The following is a 12,796-nucleotide window of genomic DNA, read 5'->3' as shown; positions in this document are numbered from 1 at the left end:
GTTTTAGTCAAACCGCCCCCCGACGAGGCGGTTTGTCCCTCTGTTTTTTAAGATCAGAATTTCCAGGTGAAGCCAGCGTTGACGCTGTTGTCCTGGTAGTTTTGCGACAGTAACCCGCCGTAGCCCAGCGACAGCGTGGCGTTCTTGTTCACCGCCACTTCCGCACTGGCTTTCAGCACCGCACCGTCACGCGAGGCCGACACGCTGTTCACCACAAACGGGGAATTACCCCCGTTGAAGCGCAGCCCGGTGCCACGATCCAAATCGCCGTACTGATGCTGCCAGCCCAGTTCGCTGCGCAGCGCCACCGACGTGGTTTTGCTCGCCTGCCACTCGGTATCCGCACGCAGCCCCAGCGTCGAGACGGTCGCGTCGGTGTGTTGCTTGTCGCCCTGCAGCGCCGCCGCCCCGCCGTCCTCCGAGATACCGTTGTTCTGGAAGTTGATGTACGCCAGGTTGGCGAACGGCTCCAGATTCACCCAATCGGCCTTCACGCTGTAACCCGCTTCGGCAAACACCTGCTCGGTGCGCGCACTGTATTTTGCGGTTTCCCGATCTGACTGCATGCCGTAATTGACCGAACGCGAGGTATCGAAGCGGTGCCAGGTGTAGCCACCGCCGGCACGCAGCGCCAGTTCACCGAACTGTTTGCCGCCGTACACTGCCAGGTGGTAGTTGTCGCTGTCGGCATTCGAGCCGTAGCCGCCGTCCAGCGAGGTGCGGGTGTAGCCGGTCGCCACCCCCAGCCGCCAGTCGTCCGCCAGCGCCGAGTCCAGCCCCACCAGCACGCCGTAGGTCGATGCCTGATAGCCGGTGGCATTGGCATCGCCCGACGCATGGTCCCAGGCTCCCAGCAGTTGCGCCCAGGCACCGCCGTCGTCGTCTGCCTTGATGTCCGGCGAGGTTGCCAGCCCTTCCGCCTGTCGCAGACGGCCGTTCAACGCGTCACGCAGATAACGGCTGTCGTTAACCTGTGCCGAGGCAATATCCGCGTGGATCTGCCCGGACAACTGACGGAATGCCTGCCGCGCTTCCCCTGCCGAACCGGTATTGAGGATGCTCTCGTACACCGGGTTGCCCGCCGCCAGGGCATCCGCCGCTGCCGCTACCGCACGCTCGTTCTGAGTGGCAGCCACGCTGGCAAAACTGGTGTCGTTACGGCCAACGTTCAGCGTGACCTGATTGGGTTGATAGGTCAGCCCGGTGCCCAGGAACAGGTAGTTTGGAGCCACAGAATCAAACTGCCCGCTGATACCCTGCTGCGCGGTCAGAATGTTGTACTGCTGGCCCAGCAGGCTGCGGACTTCACTTTGCGACAGCAGATTGGTGCTGTTCTCCAGCGAAACAGCGACTTCACCGCCACCGATCGTCGCCGATCCGCTGCTTTGGATCCGATCGCTCTGGCCGTTGGGTGCCACTTCCACCGCATAGCGGGAACCCGGCTCGAAGCTTACGTTACGCGTCACGTTCAGCGTGCCGATCGAGTTGCCCGGTGCCACGGTACCGCCGCTGCGGGCGGTCAGTGACCCGACCGTGCCGGAACCGCCCAGCACGCCGGCGTTTTGCACCGTGACGTCGGAAGTCACCGAGCCGTTGATTGCCAGTAGGCCCTGATTGATCAGCGTCGGCCCCGCGTAGCTGTTGTTACCGGTCAGCACCAGGGTACCGATACCCTGTTTGGTCAGGCCGCCGTGACCGGAAATGTTGTTGCTCCAGACATCCAACCCGCAATGCGTATCGTCACACACGCGTTCGGTCGGTTTGCCCTTGTCCAGCACCGCACCGACGCCCGGCAGATTCACCACGAACTGCTCCGGACCGTAAGCGCCGCTAACCCGAAACTCTTCAGGAATATCCTGCTCGGTAACAAACATGCCCGGACCGTTAATCGCCTTGCCCAGATTGATCATCCCCCAGCCGTACAGCGCATCGATACCCGGCGCGCCCATATCGGTGGTGGTGGTCTTCAGCACCGAGGCAACCTGTGCGCCGGTCATGTAGGGGAAGCGTTCCATCAGCACCGCAATGCTGCCGGCCACGTGTGGCGCCGCCATTGAGGTCCCGCTGTATTTGGCATAACCGGTGGTCAGGTTATCTACGCTGTTGCCTTCGATGATTGAGCTGTAAACCTTGCTGCCCGGCGCGGCAACGCAGAAGCTGGCGGTATAGCCACAGCGGGAGGAGAAGGTGCTGATGCTGTAGTCGCCGGCGTTATTCGGATCCTGCAGACTGGCGACCGACAGCCAGTTAGGGGCTATCTCCGGCACGAAATAGGCCAGCCCGGCCATGGCGTCCGGGTTATTGAGGTTGTAATCGTTACCGGCGGCAAAAATGGTGACGATGCCGCTGCGTGCCGCATCGATCGCGCCCTGATAAGCGCCACCGGCTTTTGTGCCGAGGATCTGTTTGATTTGATCGAATTGCTTTTGCGCGTCGGCGAGCGTGAAGTGGGGATAGGCCGGATCCTTGCCGCCCTGATCAAACTTCTCAGTGATGCCAATACCCCAGCTGTTGTTGATAATGCGCGCGCCGCTGGCGATCAACGCATCCCAGCCGGCCTGGTACACCGCGCCATCGTTACCGAGAATGATGCCGTCTTCCGGCCCGGGGTCGCCGTTTTCCGCGCTGATGATTTGTGCGTTGAACGCCACGCCGTGCATCTCGCCACCATCGCGGTTGCCGGCAGCGATACCGCCCACATGGGTGCCGTGTGAACCCAGGGTGCCGTCGGAATCCACGCTCGGCGTACCGTCATAGCGGAATACGTCGCCTTTTTTCACCGGAATGTAGGGATCGGTGTATTCGCGGATGCCGGTCGTCACCAGATTGATCACTTTGTCCTGGCTGGCAAACTCCGGATGTTTGGCATACACCGGTTGATCGAAAATGCCGAGTTTTACGCCTTTCCCGCTATAACCGGCGGCGTAGGCCTGATCGGCGTGGATCGCTCCCAGGCCCCATTCGGCGTTGAATTCATTACTGCGCCAACTCGCAGGATCGCCCGGCTTACCGCTCTCTACATAAGGTGCAGCCTGCGCTCCACCGATCGCCGCCAGACAAAAAAGCACAGCACTCCACTGTGCGCGATTAACACCAATTTCAGGCCAGCCGAAGGCCGCCTGAACAGGCTTGACTCCTCTACGTCTATTTTCCATCCCAGATACCGTCCATTGTTGTTTGCAAATGTCTTATTGATTTTTTTGTGTAACAGTTTCGTAACACCAAATAAATAAAGCACAACAATCTCAAGCGCGCCTAATGGGTCAAGGCACTGGATGACCTAAACGGCAAACCTAAGGATCGAGAAAACAGGGGAAAGGCATAAGGATCTTCGATGGCTATCACCAGCGAGAAGCGTGAATTTATGGTGCTGAGGATAAAATATAATTCAATGAAAAATAGGGATAATAGAGACAAAAAAGGCCGCAGGGACATCTCCATGCGGCCGGTAAAAAAATGCTTAAGATGCTCTTTTTATCAGTTTTAATTATAACTATTGCCAATACTCACTCAGTGAAATGTGCTGGTTTTCGCCGAGAATGACCGTAAAAATTGGACTATCATGCTAGCGGTTTTCTGCTGTTCATCGCATCTTCTTCAGCCTGGCGAATAATGGCTTTCGCCATCCATTGCGTCACATCCTGGATGCCACCGAGGTCCAGTCCCCAAATATCTTTCAGTACCAGGAAAACTTCCGAACCATAGATCAGCGAGAAAGAATGAATCACCCGCTGTAACGCCTCGGGCGGTAGTTTATCCTGCAATGGTTCTACTGCCAGATTCAGCAGCCGTTTGCGGTTGCCGCGGACGAACTTTTCCCCCGGCGTCGCTTGCGCCCACTGCTGTAATGAAAGTTGTAACGCAGCGCGCAAAGCCCCTTCATGTTGCTCCATCTGAGGGTAGGCGAAGGCGAGCAGTTGCTGAATCCGTGCCAACGCATCATCGTCATGCGGTCGCCATTCTAAAATAGGCCCGAGGCTTTCAGCCACGACAGCGGCGATCAGCTCGCTTTGAGTTGGGAAATAACGGTAAGCGGTAGCACGCGATACCTGCGCATGCGCAGCCAGCTCGGTAATAGAAGGAAAAACACCTTCGTCATATAACGCCATGGCACTGGTCAACAGTAAATGATGAGTTCTGGCCCGGGCAGAGGTCAGAGATTTTTCCTGTTTCATGGGAAAGGCAGTTATTAGCACGGCAACCTCATACTTCATCGCATCTCCCGCTCTCGGAACAGCATACGATAACCATCAAACCGACCGCATCCCGCTTTGTCGGCAGCATTAAAACGCTCAAAAATGAGACAGGTATCTCATTTCGTACTGAACTGGGCTTGCATAAATGATACGACCGTCTCATTATGTAGATATATTAATCATTTTAACTTAAACGACCAACACCAGGGTCCTACATAATTATTTAACGCTATAATTTAAAATAAAAAATTAGAAATTCGGCAGGAAAGATCAATGTTTAATACTTCAAATTTTGTCTACATTGCTACCACAGCAGATACCAAAGGACAAGAGTTGGAGTATGTCCGCCAGATTATCGCCAACCTCGGTTTACCCACGGTTACCATTGATCTCTCTACCAGCAACCTGCCGGCGAACCCGGCAGCCGATATCTGCGCTGAGGAAGTTGCCGGCTACCATCCCGAAGGGGCCAGGGCCGTATTTTGCCCCAACCGCAGCCATGCCATTACCGCGATGGCACTCGCCTTCGAACGTTTTCTCCTGACACGCCACGATATCGCGGCCCTGCTTGGTTTGGGCGGCTCTGGCGGCACAGCCATTATCACTCCGGCGATGCAAAAATTACCCATCGGCCTGCCTAAATTGATGGTTTCAAGCATGGCTGCAGGCGACGTCTCGGCGTATATCGGCAACAGCGATATCGCCATGCTGTATTCCGTCACGGATATAGCAGGCCTGAACCGTATATCGCGCCGTGTCCTGAGCAATGCAGCATGCCAGATTGCTGGAGCGGTACGTTTCGCCACCGCTCATGACATCGAGGAAAAACCGGCTGTCGGTCTGACGATGTTTGGCGTCACAACGCCTTGCATAAAAATGGTTGTTTCCGCGCTCGAACCTCAATGGGACTGCTTGGTATTCCACGCCACCGGCAGTGGAGGCAGAGCGTTGGAGAAACTGATCGATAGCCGTTTGCTGAGCGCAGCGCTGGATCTGACCACAACCGAAGTGGCCGATTATCTGTTCGGAGGGGTTCTTCCCTGCAATGAGGATCGCTTTAGTGCCATCGCCCGCACCGGCATCCCCTGCATACTATCCTGTGGTGCATTGGATATGATTAATTTTGGCCCCCCAGAAACGGTACCGGCGCGTTATGCCGAACGCCTGATCCACCAACATAACCCTCAGGTTACTTTGGTTCGCACTACACCGCAGGAAAATGCCAGTATCGGACGCTGGATAGGGGAAAAAATGAATGCTTGCAGCGGTGAGATACGATTTGTGATCCCGGGAGGGGGGGTATCCGCACTGGATGCTCCGGGACAGCCTTTTTGGGATCCGCAGGCATTGGCCGCCTTTATGCAAGCGTTAGAAAGTACGCTTCGGCCAACTAACAAACGACGGCTGATAAAAACGGCTTATCATATTAACGATCCGCGTTTTGCACATATTGTTACCGAACAGTTTCAACATATTGCCAACCCTCGCCTCTTATCGAAGTGACTCCTTTTTGGTCAGAAAAAGCAAAAGGGCCAGAGATTAATCTGGCCCTTCTTATATTCACCACATGAATTTATTACTGTGAATTCGTCATTTTCGACTTCATGTTATTCATGTGTTCCATCATTTTTTGTTCGCGTTTCTGATAATTCTCATTGTATTGTTTTTTCTGCTCAGGGGTCAGCAGGTTATACATTTTATTTTCAGCCTTGGCGCGCTCCAGCATATGTTCGGACTGTGCTTTGCTGATGGCATCAATTTGGGTTTTCGCTTTGGCTTCATCGAAACTGTCGGAAGCGACCATACTATGCAGTGCCTGGCGTTCTTCTTTAGTACCTTCGCCGCGTTTCTGGTGCGATTCTTTCATAATATCGCGCATTTGCTGGCGCTGTTGCTCGGTCAGGTTCAGGCCGGCAAATGGCCCACCTTTACCTTCACCTTTATGGTGCATCATTTTCATGTTCATCGGGGCGGCGTCTGTAGTAGCCGGTGCTGCCGTGGTATCTGCAGCGAAAGCCATGGAGGCAGAACCCAGTGCCAGAGTTGAAGCGACAAATAAAGCGGTCAGTTTACGCATATTCATTTCCTTAAAATTATTCTTCATCAGGAGCGCTGTACGTGAACAGGCTCATCTTTCGTCGGAGATAATAATAGGCCGATAAATATATAGTAATGCGATTGTGTGTAAATTTATTAAAGCCCGAAACACTTTTATCCATCAATAATGAATGAATTATGAAGATGGTGCGTATTATTTGGAAAGTTTGGTTTCCCAGAGCATAAAAACCACCACAACATGATGTCTTTTTCTATAGGATTATTCCCACCAGCGGCCCACTTTATTATAATGTAGCCCCCTCCGCTACAACCGCCCGGCAACAAAATGATCGCAGTGCGCGAAGCACCAGGATCGCATCAATCTCTCGAAATCCCAGGTTCTCACTTACACTTTAAAACGTGCGGCAATTTGACGATTACAGGGCAAAACTAATTATTGCTTATATAATAGTTTCATCCCCCGCCGGTGTAAAACCTGTTATATGATGGAGATACGTGCACTACGGCCACTCCCGGGCCAGAAACCTGCGGCTGCGCTCATCGCACAGACCTGGCTGTCGTGCCCTTTTGAGGAATCATCATGTTCGCAGACCAAGGCCCTATGCTTCTTAACGCTCACTTCGGCACCAACAGCCCTTATTGGCGATTGGCGTTTGACAGCAATGCGTTGGCGTTGTCGGCAGTCAAAGGTAAAACTCATATGGCCGTGGCGCTCAGCGCCATGCAGGCGGCTAAAATCCGTCGCCTGAGCGGCATTACCGCCAGCCTTGATATCACCATCACGCTCGGCGGCGAACCGATACATCTGCATCTGGTCGGGCGACGAGTCAACAATCTGGAATGGGCAGGCACCGCTTCCGCCTTCAGCGACACCCAATCGGTCGCCCGTGACCTGGTACACGGCCTTTCCTTTGCCGAGCAGGTGGTGTCCGAAGCCAACTCAGTGATTGTGATTGTCGATCAACACGGCCGCATTCAGCGTTTCAACCGCCTGAGCGAAGAGTACACCGGGCTGCACGAACATGATGTTATTGGTAAAAACGTCTTTCAATTATTTATGAGCCCGGAGGAAGCCTCGGCATCACGGCGCAACATCGCCGGTTTTTTCCGTAATGGTTCCTCCTATGAGGTAGAACGCTGGATCAAAACGGTGAAAGGCGAGCGGCTGTTTTTGTTCCGCAACAAGTTCGTCCACAGCGGCAGCGGCAAAAATGAAGTTTTTTTGATTTGCTCCGGTACCGATATCACCGAAGAACGCCGCGCCCAGGAACGTCTGCGGGTGCTGGCCAATACCGACATCATTACCGGCCTGCCCAATCGCAATGCCATTCAGGACAAAATAACCCAGTCGATCGCCACTCGCGATGGCCACAGTGTTGGCCTGGTGTATCTCGATCTCGACAATTTTAAAAAGGTTAACGACGCCTACGGCCATATGTTCGGCGACCGTTTATTGGTGGAGGTGTCGCTGGCGGTGCTCGGCTGTCTGGATAACGACCAAACCCTGGCCCGGTTGGGGGGAGATGAATTCCTGGTGCTGGCCCAGCAGGCCGACCGCGAAATGCTGCAACGCCTGGCCCAGCGCATTATCGACCGGCTGAAAACGCCGTTCCGCATAGGGCTTATCGAAGTTTATACCGGCTGTTCTATTGGTATCGCACTGTGTCCCGAACACGGCAACGACCTCGACAGCCTGATCCGCAGTGCCGACACCGCCATGTATGTCGCCAAAGAGCACGGCAAACGGACCTATACCGTGTTCTCGCCGGAAATGAATAAACGCGTCGCGGAATACATGTGGCTGGACACCAACCTGCGTAAGGGATTGGAACAAAATCAACTGGTGGTGTATTACCAGCCCAAAATAGAGGCGCTCAGCGGCAGGGTATGCAGCGTGGAAGCGCTGGTACGCTGGGATTCCCCCGAGCGCGGCCTGATCCCGCCGCTACAGTTTATCTCTTACGCGGAAGAGTCCGGTCTGATCGGCCCACTCGGCCGTTGGGTGCTGCAAACCGCCGCCAAACAGGCCGCTCAGTGGCAACGACAGGGGTTGCAACTGCGGGTCGCGGTCAATCTTTCCGCCCGCCAGTTGGTGGATGACTCTATCGTTGAAGATCTGGCGCAGGTGTTGCAGCACAATCGGTTGACCCCCTGCCTGCTGGATTTCGAACTCACGGAAAGCAGCCTGATTGAGGATGAGAAACGCGCTCGCGAAGTGATCACCCGGCTACGCGAGCTGGGCGCACAGGTCCATCTTGATGATTTTGGCACCGGCTACTCTTCGCTGGCGCAGCTGGCGCGTATTCCGCTGGATGCGATTAAACTGGATAAAAGCTTTGTGCGCGGAGTGAATGACAATCCGGTTTCACAATCGCTGGTGCGTGCCATCGTCGCGGCGGCCGAAGCGCTTAAATTCCGGGTGATCGCCGAAGGCGTGGAAACAGAAAGCGAAAATCGGTTCCTCGATGAAATCGGCGTGGATGAAAAACAGGGGTTCCTGTTTGCGCGGCCAATGCTCCCGGAACAGCTGGAGCATTGGCTGCAGTCTTATCGCCCGCCATCCTCCTCAGCGTGAGGCGGGCAGGGCAACATTAGCCGGCACGACGCAGGTTCAGGGTATGACGATCCTGCAGCATCACCAGACGTTCGATATAGGCGCGATCTTTCTCCTCGATAGTGAAGGCCGAATGCACCCAGTCTTCGGTAATGTCCATCAGTTCCGAACGCGTCAACTGCAACACCCGCTGACGGGCACGCAGCATGGCACGCATGCCGTTCAGTTTGGGCCGAATGGTATCGATAAAGGTACGGGTCGCTATATAAGCGTCGCCAGGCTGGAATAACTGATCGACCAGGCCACGGCTTTCAAACCATTCCGCGGTATGCGACTCGCCGCCCCAAATCAGCTCTTCTGCCAGGCGCATGTTTCCTTTACGCGCCACCAGCGAATAACCGCCCATGCCGGGGAACAGATTAAACGCAATTTCCGGGAAGCCCATGCGCGCATTGTTCTGCGCCAGAACGAAATGGTGCGCCAGCGCCGCTTCAAAGCCGCCGCCCAGTGCACTGCCCTCGACCATCGCGATGCTAACCGCTCCGGTATCAAATCCGCGAGCCGCCGCATGCACGCAATCAATGCAGGCCCGTGCGTAAGCCATCATCGCCTCACGTTTGCGATTTTTAATCGCCTCGGCGAAGAACTGCAAATCGCCACCCACGTTGAACATATTGGGCACCAACGAGCCAGTGACCCAAAAATCAAACTGCAATGATGATTCTTTGGCTGCCTGCGCCAACGTCATGATGTCTTCAATTAACGCCTGATTAAAACAAGGGCGCGGTTCCGCACGCAGCAGCATCCACATGATGTGTCGCCCTTCTTCATAGTAAGCGGAAATCTGTGTCAAATTGCCCGCTTCGGTAAACGGACGACAGGTGGGGTGATTAAGTAATTTCATATGACCTTCCATTTTATCCAGTGATAACAGGTGAAACCGTTCCAGCCCCTACGGCTGCAGTCACGCGGCGGCTGGTAAACCGCAGCGCCACATCATGAGTAAACGCTTTCTTGGTGATGAAACAGATAAAAATTGGAGGTCGATGAACGAAAAAAACCCCGCTGGCACGGGGCTGACATAAGAATTTTACCTATCGGCAGGTAGTAACATTTCACCCGATGAACGAACGCGTTAAGCTCACAAATTAGCCGGTTGCCCCACCCGGCGGCCAAATCAGCGCGCCTTTTGGCTATAATCAAGGCTGAGAGAGCCTATTTATCGTTAAGGAAATCGTGACGTAATGCCTACAGGATCAGATAAAGACCCCCGACAGCCCAACAGTGAAGCGCCGCAAAAGCCGCTGATCGCCATCAAAACCGGCCACCAGACTATTGACCGCCGCATCTCCGGTTTTTCACGCCTGGTCGAACGCATCAAGGCCTGGCCAAGCATCGCTCACCTGCTGCGCGCCACCGAGCGCTTTAACGATCGTCTGGGCAGCCAGTTCGGCGCCGCTATCACCTATTTCTCGTTTCTTTCGCTGATCCCGATTCTGATGGTGTCGTTTGCCGCCGTCGGCTTTGTGCTGGCATCCAATCCTGACCTGCTGACTGAGCTGATTAATAAGATTGTCGGCAGCATCAGTGACCCTACGCTGGCCAGCACGCTGAAAAACACCGTCAATACGGCGATTCAGCAGCGCACCACCGTGGGGCTGACCGGTCTGGCGCTGGCGCTGTATTCAGGCATCAGTTGGATGGGTAACCTGCGTGAGGCGATCCGCGCGCAGTCGCGTGACGTATGGGAACGTAATCCGCAGGATCAGGAAAAAATCTACTTCAAATACACCCGCGACTTTATTTCGCTGAGTGGATTGGTGGTGGCGCTGATTATCACCCTGACGCTGACCTCCATCGCCGGTTCGGCACAGGCGGCCATTGTCCGTGCACTGGGCCTGGAGGGTATCGAGTGGCTGCGGCCGGCGATGACGCTGATTGCGCTGTCAATCTCCATCTTCGCCAACTATCTGCTGTTCCTGTGGATATTCTGGATGCTGCCGCGACATAAGCCGAAGAAAAAGGCGCTGTTGCGCGGCACGCTGCTTGCCGCCATTGGCTTCGAAGTGATTAAGTTTGTGATGACCATGACGCTGCCACAGGTGGCTAAATCGCCTTCCGGTGCCGCCTTTGGTTCGGTAATCGGGTTGATGGCGTTTTTCTATTTCTTTGCCCGACTGACGCTTTTTTGCGCCGCCTGGATCGCCACCGCGCAATATAAAGAAGACAAAACTCTGCCAGCCTCCGAGCAATCCGCCCCCTAAAGCAATGCAATCATACCGGCCACCTTCTGGTGGCTGGTTTTTTATTCCGGAATTAAGCCTAAAACCCAGCACATAAAACCAAAATATCAACACCACACCTAGCAAATCCAGCATAACAAACTACCCAATAACTTTTCTTTGCGGCTTTTACAGATGTTAAGTCTGCAAATCATTCATTTGGCAACGTTAAAAACCACGCAGAAACACGCCAATGAAACATTAAGCTTTTTAACCGGTTAATTGCGGCATTGTACAAAGTTTCACCATTGAAAAGGCATTTTGCTATGACTAAGATGGATTTTTACCAATCCAAAATATAAGAAAAATTATGCAAGCCTCCATCGCACCAACTCTGGACGCCGACGACGCGCCAACACCAGTCAACTCACGCGGAAAAGTGATTGTCGCCTCGCTGGTCGGGACCGCCATCGAGTTTTTCGATTTCTATATTTACGCCACCGCAGCGGTGATCGTATTCCCGCATATCTTCTTCCCGCAGGGCGATCCCACCACCGCAACGCTGCAATCACTGGCTACCTTTGCCGTCGCCTTTGTGGCGCGTCCGATTGGCTCGGCGCTGTTCGGCCACTTTGGCGATCGCGTGGGGCGCAAGGTGACGCTGGTCGCCTCGCTGCTCACCATGGGGATTTCCACCGTGCTGATCGGCCTGCTGCCAAGCTACGAAACCATCGGCATCTTCGCCCCTATCCTGCTGGCGCTGGCGCGATTCGGTCAGGGCCTGGGGCTGGGGGGTGAATGGGGCGGAGCCGCCTTGCTGGCAACCGAGAACGCCCCTCCCAAGAAGCGGGCGCTGTATGGTTCGTTCCCACAGCTGGGCGCGCCTATCGGTTTCTTCTTCGCTAACGGCACCTTCCTGCTGCTCTCCTGGCTGGTGACCGACCAACAATTTATGGAATGGGGCTGGCGCGTGCCGTTTATCCTGTCCGCCGCCCTGGTGCTGATCGGCCTGTACGTGCGCGTGTCGCTGCATGAAACTCCGGTATTCGCCAAGGTGGCCAAAGCCGGCAAACAGGTGAAAATTCCACTCGGAACCCTGCTGAGCAAGCATTTGAAGGCGACCATCCTCGGCACCTTTATCATGCTGGCGACCTATACCCTGTTCTACCTGATGACGGTTTACTCAATGACCTACGGCACCACGGCGCAGCCGCTGGGGCTGGGTTACTCGCGCAACAGTTTCCTGTGGATGCTGATGGTGGCAGTGATTGGTTTTGGTGTGATGGTGCCGATTGCCGGCCTGCTGGCCGATGCCTTTGGTCGCCGCAAGACCATGATCGTTATCACTCTGCTGATGATCGCCTTCGCCTTCCTGTTCCCAAGCATGCTGGGCTCCGGTAACCAGGCGCTGGTGATGGGCTTCCTGCTGTGTGGTCTGAGCATCATGGGCCTGACCTTCGGCCCGATGGGCGCTCTGCTGCCAGAACTGTTCCCGACCGAAGTGCGTTATACCGGGGCCTCGTTCTCGTACAACGTGGCGTCAATCCTCGGGGCGGCAGTGGCACCTTATATCGCTACCTGGCTGGCAACCCACTACGGCCTGTTCTACGTCGGGCTGTATCTGGCATCCATGGCCTGTCTCACGCTGATAGCCCTGTTGCTGATGAAAGAAACCCGCGACCAGTCGCTGTAACCCTGCTTATGCGGCCCCTGCCTGCGGGGCCGCACTCCCCGCGTTGTCTCCTGTCATAAAATCAGACTATGCT

Annotated in this window: 8 protein-coding genes; 4 read left to right on the top strand and 4 right to left on the bottom strand. The window is 55.0% G+C overall.

From position 1 onward, the window contains the following. Positions 1-53: 53 nt before the first annotated feature. On the bottom strand, positions 54-3,155 hold the full coding sequence (locus M2406_RS20490; protein WP_259191189.1) for an autotransporter outer membrane beta-barrel domain-containing protein: 3,102 nt from the start codon (positions 3,153-3,155) through the stop codon (positions 54-56). 405 nt (positions 3,156-3,560) lie between these two features. After that, positions 3,561-4,214 (bottom strand): TetR/AcrR family transcriptional regulator, encoded by a 654-nt coding sequence (locus M2406_RS20485; protein ID WP_012147413.1) that lies wholly within the window; start codon positions 4,212-4,214, stop codon positions 3,561-3,563. Positions 4,215-4,469: 255 nt separating this feature from the next. Between M2406_RS20485 and M2406_RS20480 the strand changes: the two genes are divergently transcribed. After that, the gene (locus tag M2406_RS20480; protein WP_259191187.1) at positions 4,470-5,699 is read left to right on the top strand and encodes a Tm-1-like ATP-binding domain-containing protein; all 1,230 of its coding nucleotides are present in this window, start codon (positions 4,470-4,472) and stop codon (positions 5,697-5,699) included. Positions 5,700-5,772: 73 nt separating this feature from the next. On the opposite strand, the gene spy is transcribed toward M2406_RS20480, so the two are convergent. Further along, the gene (gene spy / locus M2406_RS20475; protein ID WP_012147415.1) at positions 5,773-6,273 is read right to left on the bottom strand and encodes an ATP-independent periplasmic protein-refolding chaperone Spy; all 501 of its coding nucleotides are present in this window, start codon (positions 6,271-6,273) and stop codon (positions 5,773-5,775) included. Positions 6,274-6,834: 561 nt separating this feature from the next. Between spy and pdeR the strand changes: the two genes are divergently transcribed. Beyond that, positions 6,835-8,829 carry a cyclic di-GMP phosphodiesterase gene (pdeR, locus tag M2406_RS20470; RefSeq protein ID WP_218217668.1) on the top strand — a complete coding sequence of 665 codons (1,995 nt, stop codon included), beginning with the start codon at positions 6,835-6,837 and terminating at the stop codon, positions 8,827-8,829. Positions 8,830-8,845: 16 nt separating this feature from the next. Here pdeR and M2406_RS20465 read toward each other — a convergent pair whose 3' ends face one another. Continuing rightward, a complete protein-coding gene (locus tag M2406_RS20465) occupies positions 8,846-9,712 on the bottom strand; it encodes a crotonase/enoyl-CoA hydratase family protein (RefSeq protein ID WP_017894383.1) in 867 nt (288 codons plus the stop codon). A gap of 340 nt (positions 9,713-10,052) precedes the next feature. On the opposite strand from M2406_RS20465, the gene yhjD reads away from it, so the two are divergent. Together yhjD and M2406_RS20455 are read left to right on the top strand one after the other, a co-directional pair. Then, complete coding sequence (yhjD, locus tag M2406_RS20460) at positions 10,053-11,072, top strand: inner membrane protein YhjD (RefSeq protein WP_017894384.1); 1,020 nt, start codon at positions 10,053-10,055, stop codon at positions 11,070-11,072. 328 nt (positions 11,073-11,400) lie between these two features. After that, positions 11,401-12,723, top strand: coding sequence for an MFS transporter (locus tag M2406_RS20455; RefSeq protein ID WP_259191177.1), 1,323 nt, complete (start codon positions 11,401-11,403; stop codon positions 12,721-12,723). The last annotated feature ends 73 nt before the right edge of the window (positions 12,724-12,796 follow it).

Source organism: Serratia sp. BIGb0163, assembly GCF_024809935.1.
GTDB classification, from domain to species: Bacteria; Pseudomonadota; Gammaproteobacteria; order Enterobacterales; family Enterobacteriaceae; genus Serratia; species Serratia quinivorans.
Note: the sequence above shows the minus strand (reverse complement) of the source record. Positions and strands in the feature narration are given on the sequence as shown.

Excerpts from the sequence above, each read along its gene's own strand:
- M2406_RS20490 (WP_259191189.1), bottom strand. The coding sequence starts at position 3,155 with ATGGAAAATAGACGTAGAGGAGTCAAGCCTGTTCAGGCGGCCTTCGGC.
- M2406_RS20485 (WP_012147413.1), bottom strand. The coding sequence starts at position 4,214 with ATGAAGTATGAGGTTGCCGTGCTAATAACTGCCTTTCCCATGAAACAG.
- M2406_RS20480 (WP_259191187.1), top strand. The coding sequence starts at position 4,470 with ATGTTTAATACTTCAAATTTTGTCTACATTGCTACCACAGCAGATACC.
- spy (WP_012147415.1), bottom strand. The coding sequence starts at position 6,273 with ATGCGTAAACTGACCGCTTTATTTGTCGCTTCAACTCTGGCACTGGGT.
- pdeR (WP_218217668.1), top strand. The coding sequence starts at position 6,835 with ATGTTCGCAGACCAAGGCCCTATGCTTCTTAACGCTCACTTCGGCACC.
- M2406_RS20465 (WP_017894383.1), bottom strand. The coding sequence starts at position 9,712 with ATGAAATTACTTAATCACCCCACCTGTCGTCCGTTTACCGAAGCGGGC.
- yhjD (WP_017894384.1), top strand. The coding sequence starts at position 10,053 with ATGCCTACAGGATCAGATAAAGACCCCCGACAGCCCAACAGTGAAGCG.
- M2406_RS20455 (WP_259191177.1), top strand. The coding sequence starts at position 11,401 with ATGCAAGCCTCCATCGCACCAACTCTGGACGCCGACGACGCGCCAACA.